Source organism: Planktothricoides sp. SR001 (genome assembly GCF_001276715.1).
Lineage (GTDB): Bacteria > Cyanobacteriota > Cyanobacteriia > Cyanobacteriales > Laspinemataceae > Planktothricoides > Planktothricoides raciborskii.
On record NZ_LIUQ01000033.1, the window covers coordinates 1 to 20,357 of the forward strand.

General features: G+C 41.8%; 16 protein-coding genes. 10 read left to right on the plus strand and 6 right to left on the minus strand.

What is annotated here, in order from left to right:
* Positions 1–221: hypothetical protein (locus AM228_RS35420; RefSeq protein ID WP_231636856.1), on the minus strand; the 221-nt coding region annotated here is incomplete at its 3' end.
* Positions 222–502: 281 nt separating this feature from the next.
* On the minus strand, positions 503–1,732 hold the full coding sequence (locus tag AM228_RS18270) for a glycosyltransferase family 39 protein (RefSeq protein WP_054467869.1): 1,230 nt from the start codon (positions 1,730–1,732) through the stop codon (positions 503–505).
* Between the two features lie 762 nt (positions 1,733–2,494).
* Between AM228_RS18270 and AM228_RS18275 the strand changes: the two genes are divergently transcribed.
* Positions 2,495–3,718: a DNA double-strand break repair nuclease NurA gene (locus tag AM228_RS18275; RefSeq protein ID WP_054467872.1), complete on the plus strand. Its 1,224-nt coding sequence runs from the start codon at positions 2,495–2,497 to the stop codon at positions 3,716–3,718.
* Between the two features lie 117 nt (positions 3,719–3,835).
* Here the strand turns inward: AM228_RS18275 and AM228_RS18280 are convergent, their stop codons facing one another.
* On the minus strand, positions 3,836–4,612 hold the full coding sequence (locus AM228_RS18280) for a Uma2 family endonuclease (protein ID WP_054467970.1): 777 nt from the start codon (positions 4,610–4,612) through the stop codon (positions 3,836–3,838).
* A 326-nt stretch (positions 4,613–4,938) separates the two neighbouring features.
* Positions 4,939–6,993, minus strand: coding sequence for a hypothetical protein (locus tag AM228_RS18285; RefSeq protein ID WP_054467873.1), 2,055 nt, complete (start codon positions 6,991–6,993; stop codon positions 4,939–4,941).
* Between the two features lie 404 nt (positions 6,994–7,397).
* On the opposite strand from AM228_RS18285, the gene AM228_RS18290 reads away from it, so the two are divergent.
* From AM228_RS18290 to AM228_RS18300, 3 genes are all read left to right on the plus strand, one after another.
* Positions 7,398–8,204, plus strand: a complete 807-nt coding sequence (locus AM228_RS18290; protein ID WP_054467875.1) for a hypothetical protein — start codon at positions 7,398–7,400, stop codon at positions 8,202–8,204.
* A 170-nt stretch (positions 8,205–8,374) separates the two neighbouring features.
* On the plus strand, positions 8,375–9,829 hold the full coding sequence (locus AM228_RS18295) for a CIA30 family protein (RefSeq protein WP_054467878.1): 1,455 nt from the start codon (positions 8,375–8,377) through the stop codon (positions 9,827–9,829).
* A gap of 148 nt (positions 9,830–9,977) precedes the next feature.
* Positions 9,978–10,691 carry a hypothetical protein gene (locus tag AM228_RS18300; protein ID WP_054467880.1) on the plus strand — a complete coding sequence of 238 codons (714 nt, stop codon included), beginning with the start codon at positions 9,978–9,980 and terminating at the stop codon, positions 10,689–10,691.
* On the opposite strand, the gene AM228_RS18305 is transcribed toward AM228_RS18300, so the two are convergent.
* Positions 10,688–10,897, minus strand: coding sequence for a hypothetical protein (locus AM228_RS18305; RefSeq protein WP_156331886.1), 210 nt, complete (start codon positions 10,895–10,897; stop codon positions 10,688–10,690). The genes AM228_RS18300 and AM228_RS18305 overlap by 4 nt on opposite strands.
* Before the next feature lie 440 nt (positions 10,898–11,337).
* On the opposite strand from AM228_RS18305, the gene AM228_RS18310 reads away from it, so the two are divergent.
* Positions 11,338–11,697: a helix-turn-helix domain-containing protein gene (locus tag AM228_RS18310; protein ID WP_054467884.1), complete on the plus strand. Its 360-nt coding sequence runs from the start codon at positions 11,338–11,340 to the stop codon at positions 11,695–11,697.
* Between the two features lie 45 nt (positions 11,698–11,742).
* Here the strand turns inward: AM228_RS18310 and AM228_RS18315 are convergent, their stop codons facing one another.
* Positions 11,743–12,318 carry an HD family hydrolase gene (locus AM228_RS18315; protein WP_054467886.1) on the minus strand — a complete coding sequence of 192 codons (576 nt, stop codon included), beginning with the start codon at positions 12,316–12,318 and terminating at the stop codon, positions 11,743–11,745.
* Between the two features lie 299 nt (positions 12,319–12,617).
* Between AM228_RS18315 and AM228_RS18320 the strand changes: the two genes are divergently transcribed.
* The 5 genes from AM228_RS18320 (at position 12,618) to AM228_RS18335 (ending at position 20,295) form a co-directional block, all read left to right on the plus strand.
* Positions 12,618–14,177 carry a gamma-glutamyltransferase family protein gene (locus tag AM228_RS18320; protein ID WP_231636857.1) on the plus strand — a complete coding sequence of 520 codons (1,560 nt, stop codon included), beginning with the start codon at positions 12,618–12,620 and terminating at the stop codon, positions 14,175–14,177.
* Positions 14,178–14,398: 221 nt separating this feature from the next.
* Entirely contained in the window at positions 14,399–15,124 is a 726-nt protein-coding gene (locus AM228_RS18325; protein WP_054467889.1) for an NlpC/P60 family protein, read from the plus strand.
* Between the two features lie 41 nt (positions 15,125–15,165).
* Positions 15,166–16,644: a DUF3370 domain-containing protein gene (locus AM228_RS18330; RefSeq protein WP_082348941.1), complete on the plus strand. Its 1,479-nt coding sequence runs from the start codon at positions 15,166–15,168 to the stop codon at positions 16,642–16,644.
* 84 nt (positions 16,645–16,728) lie between these two features.
* Positions 16,729–16,866 (plus strand): hypothetical protein, encoded by a 138-nt coding sequence (locus AM228_RS33005; protein ID WP_156331887.1) that lies wholly within the window; start codon positions 16,729–16,731, stop codon positions 16,864–16,866.
* A gap of 285 nt (positions 16,867–17,151) precedes the next feature.
* On the plus strand, positions 17,152–20,295 hold the full coding sequence (locus tag AM228_RS18335; protein WP_054467892.1) for a PAS domain S-box protein: 3,144 nt from the start codon (positions 17,152–17,154) through the stop codon (positions 20,293–20,295).
* The last annotated feature ends 62 nt before the right edge of the window (positions 20,296–20,357 follow it).

Sequence of the window (20,357 nt, forward strand, 5' to 3'; positions counted from 1 at the left end):
TTTCTGCATGAACGAATCGCACATATATCAATATCGTAAGGGTTTTGCCCATCTGACCACAATCGCCCAGCCAACCATATCAAGCGAAAATCAAGTCCCTGACTTGGGGTATTGGGAAAGATAACTTTTACGGAAATGTAGAGTAAGCTTAATGCAAAAACAAAAATTGCTAAATATAAACTAAAGTGATACTTATCGATTTTTTTTCTATACCTAATCATGATTCTTATTCCTGGCATAACTGCCCATAGGTTAAACAAATTAGCGGTCAAAAGAAAGAATAATCGAGCAATTAAACTGAAAGCAAAGCCAGATATGACATTAAGCGTTCGCCAATAGAAACGCAAAACTCACAGCTATTTCATAAAACCTTTGTCAAATGCAGCCTTCAGATTTTTTTCTGGCGATAGTGATTAAAGGGAATCATACCGTTCCATTAGTGAAAATTATGTATATCCATTAAAAAGGATACTTTCTTTATTCATTGTATATGTGTGGCTAGTTATCCTGACTTATGCGATTTTGCTTTTTGATCCAACCCATAGGCCACAGTCAATGCCGCTAATATCGCAATCATGGGGACACTGGGAAAATGATAACGGTCTTGGGAAATAATTACTGCATGAACTCCAGCCAAGTAGCCCCATATTACCACGGTTGGATGAGTCAGCATGGTCAACCATCCATATTGTTTTCCTAAGATCAAAATCCCGATTAATCCCAGTCCTAAAGCGGGCAGCCAATATAATTGGTTAATAATCTTTAGGGGCAATAAAATGCCGGAACCATAACGAGATACTAAGCCTTTTTCATTCCAAGCCACGCCAATACTTTCCCGGCTATGGGTGTCAATTAGCCTGATGATGCAACGTTGAATAAATAGTAAAGGTTTCTCTTTGATATGCTCTCTAGCCAAAGACTTTAAGTATTGATTTTTTTGGGATTGATTCATTCCCTTTGTCTCTTCTGGCAAGTGCATATATCCGCCGTTAGAATTGGGATTGTTGCCCATCCATAATACGGCACCAGAATTGGTAGAAAGTAGGGTAAATTGTCCGAAAAGTTGGGTGTTGCGATACGACCAGGGGGCAATTATTATGGCCATGATCAGAAACATGACCAGGGTGGCTGTAACGGTTTTAAAGATTTCTCTGGTTTTGATGACGCGAAAAAATAATAGCAGAAAAGGAATTAATAATGCCGTGGGTCTGACATAGCAAGCTGCTGCCATAATCACTCCTACTCCAATGGCTCGCGATCGCAGAGTAAATTTTTCTTCCAGCCATAAACATAAAGCCGCCATCACCAAGGCTGTAAATAATAATTCACTGGCTAAGACGGTGGTAAACTGGATTTGGGCAGGCCAAAATGCTAGGATGAAGCCAGTTAAAATAGCAATTCGCTGACTAAACCACTTTTCGGCCAAATGCATGGAAACCCAGATGGTTCCTGCCGCCAGCAATAGGTTGAAAAGAATAATTGGCCAGTAAGTATGACCAAATATTTTGTAAAAGATCGCATATATAAATGAAGTTCCCGGAGGCCAAAAAGCAGTTAACTCGTTAACGCCCCAGCCAAAGCCGTTTCCTTTGGCCAAATTTTGGGCAAACACATCGTAAGCATTGCTATCGGATACGGGGACTACGGGAACCGCGATCGCCCATAATAGCCGCAGGAACAATCCAATTAATATAATTACTCGGTAGGGATTTTTTAACGGATTTTTTAACATATAAGTAATCCTGACATATTTCAATAAATTTAATTTGCCGATATGTCTAATAGGTGTTTGTGGAGCAGCGAAAATTCTTACGCCAGTCAATTTATCTCGTCTAATCAATCACTAGACTGGGAAAATCGCCTTTTTTAGAGCGGATAAATTTCCCGATCCATCAAACCTATCAATTCAATATGATATATCAGACAGACGGATAAAAAATCTGTTTTCTCCACTTATTTGATTTAGCTATCTATTGAAATCGATAATAAAATTCATTGATTTAGACTAGGCAAAACATTTTGAATAATATCTTCCATAGACACGCTCATAATCCACCATTTTCAACCATGAATTGATCGACTAAGATTTATTAATTTAACCATACCAGGAGTAAAAATTGGACTAAGTTAAATTGCTTAGTCTGAGCGAGGATCCCTAATGTCAAAAAAATCACAAAATTTACGATTTTTTTGGGGCGACCTAGAGCAAACAGGGCGCATATATGCCTCGTCGATTTTAACTGATTATTTTGGGATGGTGGGAGTTGTTTAAAAAACTTTACATATTGAAATAAGTCAGTGAAAGAAGCCGATAAAAAATTGGTGCCTCTAGCTACCCAAGATCGGCAAATATCATCCGCCTGACGATCTAATCTGGACAGCCAGAAAACTACTTTGGGAGAAAAATATGGGGATAATGTATTGTAGATTCAGCTTTCTGGTCAGCGAAAAGATCCTAAATAGTCATAAAGTCTTGATGACTTGATCAAACATCATGCTAGATTTAACCCAATTAGCCAAGCAAATGCAGGGAATTAGTCAGCATTTGCAGAAGGAGGCGGAAGCATCCCGGCAACGGTTGGACGTTGCCCAAAAACTCTTGGATAAAGCCCAATGGCGGCAGGCAGAGTTGATTAAACGCCGGGAAAGTTTGTGCGATCGCATGGTATTTTCCCCGCCCGTCCCCGTGGAACCCCTGCATATTCACCCGATGATCCAAACTCCGCCAAAAGTGCATACAATTTTGGCCACCGATGGATCGCAAATTGCCCCCAGCCACCATGAAATTGCCTATTGTTATCTAATTAATATTGGGCGGGTGGTGTTGCACTATGGGGAAAGTCGTCATCCATTATTAGATAGTATTCCAGAAGTATTTTATCGCCCGGAAGATTTATATGCGTCGCGGCAATGGGGGATTAAAACCGAGGAATGGATGGGACACCGCCGAACGGCAGCAGAGGCAAAGGCTTTAGCAGAGTTGGCGACTGCGGTGAGAACTGGACTGAAACCAGAAAAAACCGAGATGCCTATGTTGGCAATGGTAGATGGTTCGCTGATTTATTGGGTGCTGGAACCGTTGCCCAATGATGCCCGCGACATTATTTTATCGATTATTTTTGCCGCTTGGGAGGAAATGCGCCGTTGCCGGGTGCCTTTGGTGGGCTATTTGAGTGCGTCTCGCAGTAGTGAGTCTTTGAGTTTTCTGCGGTTGCAAGCTTGTCCCTATCCAGAACCGGACTGTTATACTCATTGCCCGATCGCCCCGGATACGGTACATCGTGCTTATAACGATAAAACCCCTTGTCAAATTTTTGACCCTTTACGGGATACTACGTTTTGGGCTTCGGTGTTGCAACCCGGGCAACGCAGTCCCCTTTGGCGCAGCAGGGCAAGAATCTTGGACTTGTACGGGGAAGAAAACGCGGTCTATTTTTGTTATGTCCATGTGGGGCCAGAAATTGCCCGGATCGATCTGCCTGCTTGGGTGGCAGAAGATGACGATATGCGCGAGTCGGCTTTTAGTCTGATATTGGCCCAGGTAAATAAAGGCTATGGCTATCCGGTGGCTTTGGCAGAAGCCCATAATCAGGCAGTGGTTCGGGGAGGCGATCGCGCCCGATTTTTTGCCCTGTTAGAACAGCTTATGATTAAAGCCGGGTTGCCCAATGTGAGCACTTCTTATAAAGAAGCCCGCAAACGGGGCTCTATTGCCTAGACTGAGAAACCGGGTTTCTTGCCCAAATCTAGGGATAGAGATGAGAAACCGGGTTTCTTGCCCAAATCTGAAAATTTAAGCCAAAATTGTCATAGAAACCCGGTTTCTGTCACCAGCTTAGATATCAGGATCAATTCCCAGTTCTTTCAACCGTGCAGCCAATTTTTCTGCCCGTTCTTGTTCCAGCTTAAGATTGGACTCAGCGCGATCGGCCCGTTCTCGTTCTTCTTCGGCCAACTCGAAGGATAATTTCACTAAATTACCCGCCGCATCATAAAAGCGTAACCAAGTGGCTGTCTCTCGCAGGATAGTTCCTGACCAAGTACCCAACCATAGTCCTAAACTGTCGCACCACAGCCATCCTCGTTCGTCAGGAGTTATTTCTTCATAACGGAATTTTTCGCTAAGTTTCCAACCTTGTAGCGACTCCGGGACAAAGGGGTCATAGACAAAATAATGTCCGGTTTTGAAAGTTTGCTCGTAAAGTAACTTTTTCTTTCCCTTGTCCACTGCCGCAGTGGAGGGGGACATTAACTCGACAATGACATCGGGATAACGTCCGTGTTCTTGCCAAACTACCCACCCTTGACGCTCTTTGGTGCCATCGACATTTAAGGTGACAAAGAAATCCGGCCCTTTAAAGTCTCGATTTCTGGCTTGTTCTACCGAGTAGTAAACAAACATATTGCCACCAGTAAAATAATCTTCGCGTCCTTGATAAGCTAGGGTCACAGCTTCAATCAAGGCATTCATGGCGATGCGATGTCGATTGCTTTCCAAGGGTTCTCCGTCGTCAAATATTAAATCGGTTGGGGGGAGTTCGGGAGTCCACTCTTCTTCGAGTGGGAGATTTTCCGTTGGTTGTTCTTGCTCGCGAGTTAGTTCCACAGGCATTTTCTGATTCCCCAATTTATTGGACAATTCTAGCTTAATTGATTCATCGGGGCGCCCCTGAAGCTGGGAAACCGGGTTTCTTGGATTTGAGGTAGAGGCGATCGCCCGTGGGTGGAGATGAGAAACCGGGTTTCTTGCCCAAATCTTCGCCATAGAGCAAAAATTGTCATAGAAACCCGGTTTCTTGTACCAGAGCGATCGCGCATTATTTTTATGGTAAATGTGAACCAGGAAATGGGGATGAAATTGACCACAGAGACACAGAGGGTACAGAGAGATATTTACCTCTGTACCCTCTGGGATTAAGCTTTGAAACGAATGGATTCCTAGACTGAGGAATATTGTTGACCAATTTCTCCCAGTAATTTCATTAAATTATTCCGCTCGGATTCGTTGGGTAACTTCTGGACTAACTCTGCCACCTTGAGTAAATCCTGCGATAGTGCATCTTTTTTGACAAGCCGGGCTAAATCCTGGTAATTAATAGAGTTATTGCTCCAGATAATTCTGTCATCAGTAAACGCAATTCCTACTGTAGACGGAAAACTACTGGTATCTATGAAAGCAATAACTTTTTCATTATCCTTGATAGATAGCCATTTATCAAAAGCAGTTGAGAGCTTATCCAATGGTATATTTGGAGCATAGAAAGCATTGGTAAAGCTGTATTTTCCCTGTACTTGATTTTGCAGAAACTCTCCGATATAACTGGGGAGTTCTTCTTCAGTATAGGTGTAGGTTCGAGTTTCTAGCTGGGATAGCACTTCTTGCTCTCGTTTCTTTGCATTTTTGAGCAATGACCAAACTAAAAATGCTGTCCCGGATGCAACCACTGCCGCACCGCCAGTAATAACACTAATTCCACCAAAAGCTGCGATCGTCGCAGTAGTTGCCGCAGCACCGGATAAAGTTCCGGCTACTCCCAAAGCACTCGCCGCAGTCCAAGCACCTAAAACACTTGTAGCGCCTGCAATTGTCCCTGTCCCGATCGCAATTCCCAGGTTTTTTTGGTCTTCGCCGTCCATTTGTGAGACTAATGTGATCGATACAATTCCGGCTGCTCCGATCAGCGCGGCGCCCCCGGTAGCTACGGCTAACCCGCCAAGCATTCCCAAACCACCTGTAGCCACAGAACCACCACCCAAAACAGCTAATGTGGCATTGGTCGCAGCCCCTCCAGATAACGTGCTAATCAGAGTACCCGTACCTGCTGATACTCCACCTGCACTGATCACATTTGTCGCAAACGGGACGATCGCGGCTCCTATCTGGCCAGCTTTTTGCACTTGCTTTTTGACCTTGTTACCTTCCCGGAAAAGCATCTGTGCTATTTGAACTAATTTTTGTTGATCGTCTACATTCTTCTGGCTAACAATCTTGTCTAAATTCTGCTGGCTGGCAGTCTTGTAAACATCTTTAGCATTATCTGGAATATCCGCTTGAGCGATCAATGAGTCTAAGGCTTTTAAGGTTTCTGTATCTTCTACCGTCTTGCCGTCGCGTACCTGCTGATAAATTGACAGGTAATTTGCTTTTTGTTCTTCGGTTAGTTTTGGACTTTTCAAAATCTCGTTAACTAAAATAATATCAACGGTTAAAGCCCTTGATTTAGCACTGGCTAAAGAGTAAGTTGCCTTAATTTCTGATGGCAAGTCTGAACCAGCAACAATTGCATCTAAATCCGTGAGAGCGTTAAAGTCAGGAACAGGTTCATCAGCACGCACATAAGCAAAAGTTGCTCGAATTAGTTTCTTCTGTTCTGGACTCAGTGTAGATTTTTCTAAGGTAGAGTCAATGGTTTTCTGAAGTCCCACTAAGCGGGAATTGGTACTGGCAAGTTGATAGCGATTTTTAATGCTGCTGTCCAGCTTAGAAGAAGCGATCACATAATCTAATAAATCTAAGGCAATCAAATCCTGAACATATTCACCATTCTCAATTTGCTCATAAACTGATTTACATTTCTCTTGGCTAGATTCTGGAATCAGAAAGTTTGTCTTTTGGTCAATTTCTTGAAAAACTTGAGCCTTTATTTGGGAGCTTCGGTCATACAAGGTATGCAACACAAGCGTAATATCTTTACCCTCTAAACCACGCCCCTCGATCGTCATCTCTTGGCCATCTTTAATTTTAGCAGGAATCTCTACCGGATAGTCATCTCCCGATCGCAGAGTAACGAACTGCTTTTCTCCATTTCGAGCGGTGGTATAAGGAACAAAAATATGATAAGTTTCTAAACTGTTGCTGTTGCCTAATCCTTCGCTATCTGCTCTGGCATTAAGTGGATAAATTATATCTTTAGTTAACAAACCAAAAGTTCCCCAAGCGATATAGCTGAGAAAATGGCGGCGATTTAGAGTAGAAATAGTTAGTTTATCCATGACTGATGTCTTGCTAAATCTGACAGGTGATTTTAGTGAATTACCTTAATGTCTAATACTAGAAGTATTTACACTTATCTAGTTATTATCCAATAAAATTTTGAAAAAAAAGTGATCAGAAAGTAGTACAAAAGTTATATGAAAGTTACATGAAAGTTACATGAAAGTGCTATAATCGCGATAAATTGTGCCAAACCCAGGCGATCGCCCATTTTCTGCCCCAAGATGGATCCCCCCAAACCCCCCTGAAAAAGGGAGGCTTTCGGGTTCAGAAACCGGGTTTCTATGTATAGTTTGGTGGGGAGGCAGATATAGCTGCTAGAAACCCGGTTTCTTGGTTTCCCCGTGGTTGACCCGATCGCCCCTATCCGTAAAAACTTTGAGAAATTCCCAGAAAATTATCAATGACTTTTGAAGGACTGTCACCATTAACTGCCGATGAAGCATTGGCGATCGCCGAATTTGTCATGGACTACGATCGCTTCAACGAAGTTCAAGAAATCGTGTTTCGTAAGTCTTGGGAAGGCAAGTCTTATCAGCAAATGGCAAATGTCACCGATTATGATGAAGCTTACCTAAAAGCGGTGGGGTTTAAACTATGGAAAAAGCTTTCTAAAAAATTTGGCGAAAAGGTGAAAAAAGAGAATATAAAAGCAGTGATTAAACGATATTTAAAGCATCATCAGGTTACTTTACATCGTCATCAAATCATTGGAGTTAATTTAAGTGGTGCGAAGTTAATTGGAGACAGCTTTAGTGGTTATAATCTCAATGTCAGTCGATTCTGTTCCACTGGAAATAATTCTGAATCATCCCAGACTGATTTCAAGACAATTCTGCCGGAAAATAAAATAAAAAATTCTAAAATCCATGAATGGAACGGGTTTAAATTTAATTCCCAAGCCGCAGTCAAAATCGCGGAAACCCTGGAGGATCAAGGAATTGTCTTTTCCCCGAATTATCCTTTACGCTTAACCACATCAGCGGGCAGAAAAACCCTAATCTTTGACTTTTTAATATTTGATATCGGTAAATCGGGAATTCTGCAAATCGACGAGCCGGAAATTGCCAACCTCCTGGATGAAGCGGAAATTCTGAATTTGATTCACCGTCAAGGGTTTGAAAGTGTGAGAAATTATCCCGCCCGGTTATGCAGGGAACAACCGGAAACCGTGGTGGCCGATTTTCTCAGATTTTTGCGACAATCTTAGAAACCGGGTTTCTTGCCCAAATCTTCGGGTTTAAACCACAATTGTCATAGAAACCGGGTTTCTGCCAATTCTAGCTTGGAGACAAGAAATCGGGTTTCTTGCCCAAATCTGGGGATTTAAGCCAAAATTGTTATAGAAGCCCGGTTTCTGGAAATTAGGAGGAATCAATTGTGACCGCAACAAATCGCGCTAAATGGGATGCAGGCAGGTTTTGGCGAACTTTGGCCTATTTCCGGGTCATTCCATTTATTGGTAGCCTGGACAAGTTTAAACGCCAACCGAAAAAAGCCCCAACAGAAAATAAAGGCACGATTCTGGTAGCGGGGGCTACAGGGGGCGTCGGTAAACGAGTGGTGAGACGTTTGCTAGAACAAGGTTATCAGGTGCGATCGCTGGTTCGGGATAGCAAAAAAGCCCAGGAAATGCTGGGCGATCGCCTGGAACTGGTGGAAGGAGACATTACCCTACCGCAAACTTTGACCCCGCAAGTGACAAAAGATATTCAAGCGGTAATTTGCTGTACGGGCACCCGCGTGCAGCCCAAAGAAGGCGATACTCCCAATCGGGAAAAATACTATCAAGGCATTAAATTTTATATGCCAGAAGTGGTAGATGTGCCGGAAATTGTCGAATATCAGGGTATGAAAAACCTGGTACAAGCAGTGGTAAATCAAGCCAAAGAACCAGTAATTTTTGACTTCAGCCAACCCACCAAAGATATCCAAGAAACTTGGGGAGCGTTGGATGATATTGTCATGGGTGGCGTGAGTGAAAGTGGCATTCGCCTAGGTAATGAAGCCGCTATTTTTTCGGGCAATGTTTCCACCGCCAATTCTGGGGGCTTTGCTTCGGTGCGATCGCGCAATTTTGAGCCAATTTTAGACTTATCTAATTATACTGGCATCGATTTGCGGGTCAAGGGGGACGGAAATCGGTATAAATTTATTCTCCGAAATGAAACAAAATGGGATAGTATTTGTTATTGCTATTCTTTTGACACGGTGCCTAATATCGAGTTTACCGTGCGAATTCCTTTTGCAGAATTGATCCCCGTGTTTCGCGCCAAAACTTTAAAAGATGCTACACCATTTGAACCAGGTCAAATTACCTCATTTCAACTAATGCTAAGTAAATTTGAATATGACGGAAATTTAAATCCTAAGTTTACCCCAGGCTTGTTTCAAATTCAGGTCAAATCGATTAAAGCTTATGGAGGCACGAAATTACCTCAATTTATTCAGATTAGTTCTGCCGGGGTGACTCGTCCCGGTCGCCCTGGGTTAAATTTAGATGAAGAACCACCAGCAGTGCGCTTAAATGACCAATTAGGGGGAATTCTTACCTGGAAATTACGCGGGGAAGAGGTGATTCGCAATAGTGGTTTGCCTTATACAATTATTCGACCTTGTGCTTTAACGGAAGAACCCGGAGGTAAGCGATTAATTTTTGACCAAGGGGACAATATTAAAGGTAAAGTAAGTCGCGAAGATATTGCCGAACTCTGTGTCAATTGCTTGCAAGAACCGCAGTCTCGTTTTGTCACCTTTGAAGTGAAAGAATCTGACAATGGTCAAGCCCCTGGGGATTGGGGCAGTCTTTTGGCTACGGTAAAGCATGATACTTAAAATTGACTTATTTTGAATACAAATGGGGTAAATTACCCCATTTTTTATTTTTTTTAAAGAAATATCAAGGAATAATAAAAAATCGTAAAGCTCTAGCCTTTTTCCGGAAGGCACGTTACAATTGTAGGAAAAAATTAATAAAACAAATATGTTAGCTAGACTGAAGCCGCAACTCCGCATTATTACCGCTTTAAAGCCCGTCGAAAAAATAAAAAATCTCCCTCTGGAACCGCTGCTGCAACCGCTGCATAACCTGAATAAGTGGTTATTGCCCCGCGATCGCTATGGTCGGCGACTTTTCTGGGGGACGCTGGGTTTTATCGTTTTCCTCTTGGCGATCACGCAAATGGATCAGGGGCTGGGGTTCTTTCTGCTGCTAGGCCCTTTGTTGCCAGTCTTTATTTTAGCGATCGTCGGCGGATGTATTTGTTTCATTTTATCAGTCGGTCATGCCTTTAAACGCGATGGTCATCCAGCCCCGTTAGTAATCATGGTACTAGGCTTATACTTAGTATTTAAACCTTCAACACCGCCAAGTGCAGAACAAGTATATTTTCAGAGACATCAAGCCAAATACCAGGAAGTCGTAGAACTGGTAAGGCAGGAAAAGTTAACCCACAACGAACAATGCAAAGACTCATTATTTGCGGTTCCGGCTGCTTATCAACATCTAACCGCAACTTGTGTATCTGTGAATCGCGAATCCTCTGGATTAATCGTAGAATTTATTCCTTTTAATGAGGATAAACCATTAGTTTACAGCGAAACCCGCCACGGCATTCAATCAGTCAAGAATTGTCATCAAGAAGGCAGAATTTCCAAACAAATGGATCGACACTGGTACATTTGCCAGGGTAATTAGTAGTCCGAAAAACCCAGAAACCCGGTTTCTAAACCCCCAGGGATAACCCCAGAAACCGGGTTTCTTTTTGGCATTTCACCGTTAACTTTAGTATTCACCACAGAAACCCGGTTTCTAAACCCCCAGGGATAACCACAGAAACCCGGTTTCTTTTCTTCCAAGTCAGGGCGAAGCATTCGGATAATAAATTCTCTATGTTTACCCAAAATTAATCGCCCGAATGCTTCGCCCCTACGCCCCTGCAAATATGGGATTATTCCCCTTTAGAATATGTACCGAATGCTGGCAAGGCTTATATAAAGACTTATATATATTGGCGCAGTTTTTTCCTGTTTTATCTTTAATATTAAGCTCAAACTAATTTTGGTAATTGTAAATAAATTTTACAAAAAAATTGGGATATTTTATAACTTTTTTACCCCCAGAAACAGAGGACAAAAAGATATCTTGACTGTTATCTCCTCTGCGCCTCTGCGCCTCTGCGCCTCTGCGCCTCGGTCGGTGAGCGAAGCCGAACCGCCGCGCCTCTGCTTTCTCTGTGTCTCTGTGGTGAAAAAAACCATCCTATTAATTCGGTTATGGTATATATTTTAGCCTAATGAGGTATAATAACATATAACAATAAAAGTTAAGTAGCGTTCAAACTATGAAGCCTTATTCTGTTGACTTGAGACAAAAAATTATCGATATTTATGCGGAAGGAAATGTATCGCAACGTCAGTTAGCGCGACAATTTCGGGTAGCTTTAAGCTTTATCCAAAAACTAATTAAACAATATAAAGAAACGGGCAATATTGCCCCCAAGGTGAGGAGGAAACAAACTCCCACCAAATTGACCGATGAACAGTTACAAGTGCTTAAAAAATTAGTGGCAGAAACCCCAGAAGCCACTTTACAAGAGCTTAAAGAAAAATTGGCCGCGATCGCCGGAGTAACCATTAGTATTTCTACGGTTCATCGAATGTTACGACGCCTAGATTTATGTACTCAAAAAAACGGAAAATGACTAAAATGACTAATAAGTAATTAATCACTTAATGGTTCACTATGGTTACATTGATTTGAGGTTTAAACACCAATCATAAGAATTAACCTCTTTTAAGCTGGCCAAAAGCTGTTTAGCGGACTCAGTTTGTAAGGCTTTGGCCACATTATCAATCCAACGTTGGGCGCCCACATAGCCTCTTTCCCAATATTCTTTAGCCATCACCGCTTGTTCCAAAAAATCCGCATCTTTGGCAATGATTCCGGCCACAGTTTCTTGGGTTTCTACTTGATTCCAGTAATCAAAAAGATCGTCCCCCAGTTTCCCCAAAATCTCTAATTGTTCTTGGGTTGCTTTTGCCTCATCAACGGTAATATATCGTTTGGCTAATTTGTGAATATCCCCCACCCTAGCTTCCCCAATATCGTGAAACACAATCATCGTACAAACTTGCTCAGGATTAGGGTAATTTTCCAATTTAGCCAAAATAAAACCGATTTGGGCAGCGCGTAATGAATGTTCGGCTACACTTTCGGGATGTTCAATGCCAATTACTCGCCATCCTTCATGTTTAATCCGTCTGAGTTGTCCTAATTCAAACAGGAAATTTAAAATATCTTTATTGGTATCTTTATTGTTCATAGGATGTTTGTCATAAGAGTAAATTACGATGTTGATTGTTGAGATGATAGCATATAGGCTGCCCTCCCGGAATCTGCGTCTACGGCTAAGGCGATCGCTACCACGGGAGTTTCTCCAATTTTAGTCTAGACTGTTAGATTAATCCCCACATTATTAATATTCTTAGCAAAAATTTACAAAAAATAGATTGTTTCTCATAAAAAAAAATTTGCCGAACCGAGGCGTATAATTACTATGAAGAAATCGCTTAGGTTTATGGGATGCTATTTGGAAATCTGACAGAATATCCTTACCCGTCAATGCGACCAGTAATTATGGGGAAACGCGGTGCCGTTGCCACCAGTCAGCCCCAAGCCGCGATCGCGGGTATGGAAATGCTTTTAGCGGGGGGAAATGCCGTGGATGCGGCGATCGCTATGGCTATTACCTTGACCGTGGTCAAACCAACCGCAAACGGCATTGGTTCTGATGCTTTTGCCTTAGTTTGGGATGGCAAAGTTCATGGGTTAAATGGGTCGGGAAAAAGCCCACAAAACTTAACCATAGAAAAATTTGCCGGTCAAGAAACCATCCCCCATTATGGCTGGTTGCCCGTCACCGTTCCGGGGGCAGTTTCTGCATGGCGAATGCTATGGGAACGATGGGGAAAACTGCCATTTGAACAATTATTTTCCCCGGCAATTCGCTACGCTACAGAAGGGTTTCCCGTATCTCCAGAAACTGCCCAAGCTTGGCAAGCCGCTGAGAGGATTTATTTAACCAAAAAAGGCACAGAATTTACCGCTTTTAAAGAGATATTTTTTCCCAAAAATCGCGCCCCAGCCGCTGGAGAAATTTGGGGTAGTCTGCTTCACGCCCAAACTTTAACAGAAATTGCGAATACGGGCGGGGAAAGTTTTTATCAAGGGAATTTAGCGGCAAAAATTAGCCACTTTGCGGCGGAAACAGGCGGTCTATTAACTGGGGATGATTTAAGCAAACATCAAGGGGACTGGGTAAGTCCGATCGCCGCCGACTATCGGCAAGTCACTGTTTGGGAATTACCCCCGAATACTCCGGGAATTGCTACTTTAATGGGGTTAAATATTTTGGAAGGATTTAATTTAAGTGAATATCCGCGAGAATCAGTGGATTCTTATCATTTGCAAATTGAAGCTATGAAACTGGCTTTTGCCGATTTACATCAGTATAATGCCGACCCCCGGTACATGAAAATGTCCGTACATCGGCTATTAGATAAAGATTATGCCGATGAACGGCGGCGCTTAATTGGACATAAAGCGATCGCCCATGCTTTACCCGGACTTCCCAAAGGGGGCACGGTCTATTTAGCAACAGCAGATCGGGATTTAATGGTATCTTTTATTCAATCAAATTATATGGGATTTGGCAGTGGCATTGTCGTCCCGGAAACTGGCATTTCTCTACATAACCGAGGCTGTGGTTTTACTTTAGAAACCGGACATCCTAATCAGGTTGCCCCTGGAAAGCGTCCCCTACATACAATTATGCCCGGTTTTCTCACCGAAAATAGCCAACCCCTTGGCCCATTTGGGGTCATGGGTGGACCAATGCAACCCCAAGGTCATTTACAAATGGTGACAAATTTAGTGGATTATCAACTAAATCCTCAAGCAGCATTAGATGCCCCTCGATGGCGTTTTTTGGAAAATAATCAGGTAATTCTGGAAAATTTTGTCTCCGAAGCGATCGTCAAAGGATTGTTAGACCGGGGACATGGGGTTAGGGTCAGCCCAGAAAAAAGTCTCTTTGGTCGCGGTCAAATGATTTTGCAACAAAATGGTGTATTTTTAGCTGGATCTGAACCCCGCAGTGATGGCATGGCGATCGCATTTTAAGGCAATTGGCGAATTATTTATATATGTATGATTAATCTTAGTATTTATATTGTAGGGTGGGCAAAAATTCACCATGATATATGGTAGGGTGGGTGACAATTTTTGCCCACACTACGAATGTTAGGGGCTGAATTCCCCTCCTATAATTGTCCTGCTAGGATTGCCCTGTCTGATTTTCTTCAAAAATGAACCAGAAATAATTTCATACTGGAGGTATAAGGATGCAACCACTCACTTTGAACCGGCGTCATCTTTTTATTTTATGGGGCAGTCTTTGGGCATTATTCATTATCTTACTCTGTCAACCAGTCAGTTATGGCATCATGCGATTAGGCAGTGTCATTATCGGATGCGTCATTTGGGGTAGTTCCCTCTATTTATTCTGGGCGAAAAAGCTGATTCGGGTTATTTGTCTTATCTGGGCTTTATTGGTTATTTTACTAATTATTTTACCCGGTAGTCCGGCTGACCCTGATACTTTAGCAGCCGCTTATGTCCGCGAACTGACTCGTTATCAAGGAACTCCTTATGTTTGGGGGGGAGAAAATAAACTGGGAATTGATTGTTCCGGGTTAGTTCGTCAAGGTTTAATTCAAGCAAACTGGAAATTAGGAGTTAAATCAAGAAATCCTGCTTTGGTGCGAAAAGGGTTTGAAATGTGGTGGTATGATGCAGGGGCGGATGCTTTACGAGATGAATATCGCAATTATACCACAAAAATGCTCAGATACGATAGCATTAATCAGTTAGATTCGAGCATCCTTAAACCGGGGGATATGGCGGTGACTGTGGATGGAGAACATATTTTGGCTTATCTGGGCGATCGCACTTGGATTTCAGCGGATCCTGATGTCCAAAAAACGATCGAAGTCACCACCCCGGAACCGGATAATTTTTGGTTTAATACTCCGGTTTATTTATTACGTTGGCGGCAATTGTCACCGTAAAAAAATCAGCCCGATTAAATTAATAGCATTCAATCAATTTTATGAACCGACAAAAACCTCAACAAAAATTTCTGATGATTGGGGGAGCGATCGCCCTCTTATCTGCCAGCAGCTTCGGGCTATTTTTTTTCAAGAAAATTACCCCCAAACCTGGTGATATTGCCCCTGTTAGAGCCCAAAATTCAGCCAAAGCACCGGAAATAATTGTGCAAAAAAATCAGGTGCGATCGCTGCCCGGACAACTGGACAATATCCCGATGTTTAATAGTAATAGTCCAGAATGGATTAAAAAAGAGGGAATTTTACTGTCCACTTTTTCCCCAGATGGCAAACAAGTCCCTGAAGCCCATCTCAACTTTCCTTTTGAGGGCAAATTTGAATTATTTGCCCACCATTTTATCCATACGCCGCCCAATTTACAAACCCTCTATATTGGCCTAATTGTCCATAATCCTGGAACCGAAAATGTTCGCTTAAATATATCGGCAGCCGCCAGTTATTTATTGTCACCAGATGCCCCATTTGCTCTCCAGCCACCGATGACGGAAAATCCCAATGGAGAAGTGTATTCTGGGCCTGGAATTAGGGCGGTGGATCAAGTATTACGGGGAGTCAGACAACCGGATTTTCCAGCAGAATTAGTCATTGCACCGGGACAAAGTAAACTGTTAATGAATGGGGCAATTCCAGTAAAAGGTTTAACCCAGATTGTCAATGGGCGATCCACCTTTATGGAGTTGCAAAGTTCGGGCAAAGTTTATCTAGCAAGTTTAGCCATGTATGCCAAGAAAAATCCCGATGGCAGCGATAGCGCATCCGCGCCGCTTCGCGAACGCCCACCCACCCTTCAAGAATGGCAAACCCTATTAAATAATGGGGGATTAGCCCAACCCAGAGACAAAACACCAACCCCTCCAGATCAAGTAGGTGGGCAACTGATTTATAGTCGAGTGGCTGGAGTCCAACAAGGGTCTAAATGGCAGGCAAATATTGTCGATCCTGGGAAACAATATTTAACAATTCCTAACCAGGGACAAGCATTTTCCTATGTCATTAGTACCGTCCGGGCTGGTAGTATGGGTACAGGGCAAATTCAATCAGCTAAATTATTAGTCCGTTACCCCGATACCGCTTATGAATCTCATGGGAACTATGGCACTCACTATGACCTAACTTTACCGTTATCTAATCGAACTAATCAACCCCAAACTGTCAGCATTACCTTAGAAACTCCCCAAAAAGAAGAACGATTGTCTCAAGGGGGTTTAATTTTCCGGCAACCTCCGTGGGACTTTCCGTATTTTCGCGGAACGGTACGGATACGGTATGCCGATGAAACTGCGGAACAAATAACCCCATCTGTAACGCGCTATGTGCATTTATGGCATCGTCGTGGACAAGTCTTAGATCCTTTATTCACCGTTAATTTAGCCCCTGGAGAAACCCGAAGCGTTCGGGTGGATTTTCGCTATCCTCCAGATGCAACCCCGCCCCAAGTTTTGACCATTAGAACCCTATAATAAGATTAACGATGATGAGAATAAAAAAATCTGTGATTAGAATAAAAAAATCTGTTCCAGGTTTTTAGCATCGGAGTTAGGGAGATGACTGCAAAAATGAGCGATTTCTGCACAGTCTTGGCATTCAGTCAGCAAAATATTGCTGGAATTGGCAAAATTGAGCGATCGAATCTTACCTTAACTGTGCAGTTATTGTCGGGGTCATCGATCGATAGCCCCTAAACCGGACGATCCGAACAATTGGATTAGTCGTCGGAATCAAAGCGCGGGGAAGAGTCAGAGGGATGGAAGTCGGGTCAGAGGCGATCGGCAAATCATCGATTGTGAAATTTTGTGAAATTTTGTGAAATTTTGTGAAATTTTGTGAAATTCTGTAAAATATATTTTTAATTGTCGATTTGCCGATCCGACCTTCCCTATCCGTAAATTTTTGTCTGTAACATCATTTAATTTTTTTTATCTGCTTGTTTAATAAATTCTGAGCAACCAAAATAATAAAAAACATCTATGTTGAATCATTTTAACAAATCAGATACACCCTTGAATGGAGAAGTATTATCGATTATTCTCAATCATATTAGTGATGTCATATTTATTTGCGATCCATTAGGAGATATTATTTATTCAGCGGGAAATATAACGGAAATATTTGGCTATTCAGCCTCAGAAATTAATCAAATTAGTCAGATTACTCAACTGATTGAAGCTGGTTTGTTAGAGGAATTAATTCTGGCTGCTAAAAAACCAGAAAGCTTGGCTCTAGAGTGTAACCATTTTTCTGGTAATATTTTAGATAAATTTGGCAATCATCATTGGGTAGAAATTAAAATTAAAAAGATTACTTTAGCCAAAGAACTGTTTTTATTATTTTTGCGAGATATTAGCCAAGTTGAGCAGGTAAAAACTGAATTAAAACATAGCCGGCAAGAATTAGAAAAAGTGGTTCATTTAAGAACCGAACAGCTTAAACTAGCTAATTTACAACTGGAGAAACAAATTATTGAGCGGCAGCGGACTGAAGTCGAAATCCAAAACACCGTTGAACGCTTGATGACGATTCTGGAAACCGTTGCCGAAGGTATTACCTTTGGAGAGGAAACCGGGAAGTTTGAATTATTTAACTCGAAAATGGAAGAAATTACTGGATATACGAAATCAGAAGCCAACAGTTGTGAAAATTTTCTGGCTCGACTCTATCCAGAACCTCGTGAATATAAAAAAGCCATGACCGGGTTCAAAAAAATCATAGAAAGTGGTAAAAATATTCATCGAGAAACTATAATTAAAACTAAAACAGGCCAAGAAAAAACTTTATTAGTGTCTACTTCCTTGGTGCGAGACGGCGATCGCAATTTATTTCTCAGTGCTTATCGGGATATTACCCACCGTCAGGCAGCGGAAAGAGCGCTGGCAGAAAGTGAAGCGAGAAAAAAAGCAATTTTAGCGGCCATACCCGACGCCCTATTTTGTATGGATCGAGAGGGAATTTTTTTAGAATTTATTCCGGCCAAACAATTTCATCCCTTTGTCACACTCAATCAGTTTATTGGCAAAAAAATTACCAATGTCTTGCCAGAAAATTTGGCAAAAAAAGTGATTAAATTAATTCAACAAACATTAAAAAATCAGACAACTCAACTTTTAGAATATCAGTTACCCGTAAATCATCAAATTCGCGATTATGAAGTCCGCATGGCGGTATTTCTGAAGCATCAAGTTTTAGCCATTGTCCGGGATATTAGCGATCGCAAACAAGCGGAACGGGCAGTGCAACAACAGATGCAATGGAATCAATTAATTTTGCAAACCACAATGGATGGCTTTTTCCGCTTTGATGCTCAAGGGAATATCTTAAAAGTGAATTCAGCATTTATGGATATCATGCAATATTCAGAAGATAAATTGCTGGGCATGAAAGTTCAAGATTTATTAGCCCTGGATACTCCAGAAGAAATCCGCAAGCATATCCAGGCAATTTGTTTTCCGAGTCCCGTAAAGCATCCGGGTAATTTTTCTAAGAAACCTCCCAAGATTTCCGAGCGCTTAAAAAGTAAGTATCGCCGATCTGATGGAGCAATTATTCATGTAGAACTGAGCGTGACCGTGACTCAGTTAGGCAACGAAAAGCTGATGTTTGCTTTCGTGCGAGATATTAGCGATCTCGTGAGTACGGGTCAAGCCTTGATCGATAGCCAGCGATTTATTCAAAAAATTACTGATACAGTGCCAGTTCTCATATATATTTACGATTTAGTCGAACAAAAAAATACTTATTTTAATTCTCAAATATCAGAAATTTTAGGATATGATTTGGCGAAAATTCAGGAAATAGAACAAGCAGGCCCCCTGTTATTAACCTTATTGCATCCTGAAGATAGTCTCTCAGAAATTAATCTGAAAAAACGTTGGGAATCGGTAAAAGATGGCGAGATTTTGCAAACGGAAATGCGGATCCAAGATGCTGAGGGAGTTTGGCGCAATTTTCAATGTGAAGAAACTTTATTTTTGCGCGATGCCAATGGCTTACCTAAACAAATTCTCGGCGCAGGAATCGATATTACAGAACAGAAAAAAAATCAGCAAAAACTTTTGCGTCTCAGTAAAGCGGTGGCAAGTACCTCAGATGCGATCGCCATCACAGATTTATCGGGAAATCCAATTTATATTAACCCAGCATTTATCAAGCTATTTGGCTATGAATTAGCGCCACTGATTTCGCACAAAGGGCTGAATATTCTTTATGCTGATTCTTCCCTATGCACCTCAGTGTTTGACACAATTAAACAAGGGGTATCTTGGCGGGGAGAAGTGAAAATGCAAACTCATCATCGAGATTTTTTAGATATTTTATTACGTGCCGATGCGATTAAAGATGAAAGCGGCAAAATTGTTGGTTTTGTGTACATTTATACCGATATTAGCGATCGCAAACGTGCCCAGGAACAGTTAGCGCAACACGCAATAGAATTAGCCCGTTTTAATGCCGAACTTGAACAATTTGCTTATGTGGCTTCTCACGATTTACAAGAGCCTTTAAGAATTATTACCAGCTATAGTCAATTAATCTCTCGTCGTTACTTAGGTAAACTCGATGAAAAAGCAGATAAATATATTCAATTTGTGGTCAAAGCAGCCCAACGAATGCAGCAATTAATTGAAGATTTGCTAGAATTTTCTCGTCTAGGCAGTCAAAAAAACGAATTAGGGCAAGTGGAATGTGAAGCTGTCTTGAATCTTGTCCTGGAAAACCTGAATTTAACCATTTTTCTGAATGATGCTATTATCAATCACGAACCTTTGCCCGTGGTGCTCGGCGATCACACTCAGCTTGTTCAATTATTCCAAAATTTAATTGTCAATGGGATTAAATATCGGACTGAGCGATCGCCGATTATTCATATTTCCGCGACGCGCATAGAAAATTATTGGCGCTTTGCGGTCAGCGATAATGGCATTGGCATTGCCCCAGAGTTTTTTGAGCGAATTTTTACCATATTTCAACGACTCCATACTCGCGAAGAATATCCCGGTACAGGTATTGGTTTAGCCATTTGTAAAAAAATTGTCCAAAGACATCGGGGTGAAATTTGGGTACAATCTCAAGTAGGGGCAGGATCAACTTTTTATTTTACGCTCCCGGCAGTTGATTAATTTCTGGGGATTAATTTTTGGTTATTGGTTATTTGATAAAAAACCAGAATCAGGCATAACCA

Bases quoted from the DNA above. Each gene is read 5' to 3' on its own strand.
- AM228_RS18285 (WP_054467873.1), bottom strand. From the start codon at position 6,993: ATGGATAAACTAACTATTTCTACTCTAAATCGCCGCCATTTTCTCAGC.
- AM228_RS33005 (WP_156331887.1), top strand. From the start codon at position 16,729: ATGACTGCAAAAATGAGCGATTTCTGCACAGTCTTGGCATTCAGTCAG.
- AM228_RS18280 (WP_054467970.1), bottom strand. From the start codon at position 4,612: ATGCCTGTGGAACTAACTCGCGAGCAAGAACAACCAACGGAAAATCTC.
- AM228_RS18275 (WP_054467872.1), top strand. From the start codon at position 2,495: ATGCTAGATTTAACCCAATTAGCCAAGCAAATGCAGGGAATTAGTCAG.
- AM228_RS18325 (WP_054467889.1), top strand. From the start codon at position 14,399: ATGCAACCACTCACTTTGAACCGGCGTCATCTTTTTATTTTATGGGGC.
- AM228_RS18335 (WP_054467892.1), top strand. From the start codon at position 17,152: ATGTTGAATCATTTTAACAAATCAGATACACCCTTGAATGGAGAAGTA.
- AM228_RS18315 (WP_054467886.1), bottom strand. From the start codon at position 12,318: ATGAACAATAAAGATACCAATAAAGATATTTTAAATTTCCTGTTTGAA.
- AM228_RS18320 (WP_231636857.1), top strand. From the start codon at position 12,618: ATGCGACCAGTAATTATGGGGAAACGCGGTGCCGTTGCCACCAGTCAG.
- AM228_RS18300 (WP_054467880.1), top strand. From the start codon at position 9,978: ATGTTAGCTAGACTGAAGCCGCAACTCCGCATTATTACCGCTTTAAAG.
- AM228_RS18330 (WP_082348941.1), top strand. From the start codon at position 15,166: ATGAACCGACAAAAACCTCAACAAAAATTTCTGATGATTGGGGGAGCG.
- AM228_RS18270 (WP_054467869.1), bottom strand. From the start codon at position 1,732: ATGTTAAAAAATCCGTTAAAAAATCCCTACCGAGTAATTATATTAATT.
- AM228_RS18310 (WP_054467884.1), top strand. From the start codon at position 11,338: ATGAAGCCTTATTCTGTTGACTTGAGACAAAAAATTATCGATATTTAT.
- AM228_RS18290 (WP_054467875.1), top strand. From the start codon at position 7,398: ATGACTTTTGAAGGACTGTCACCATTAACTGCCGATGAAGCATTGGCG.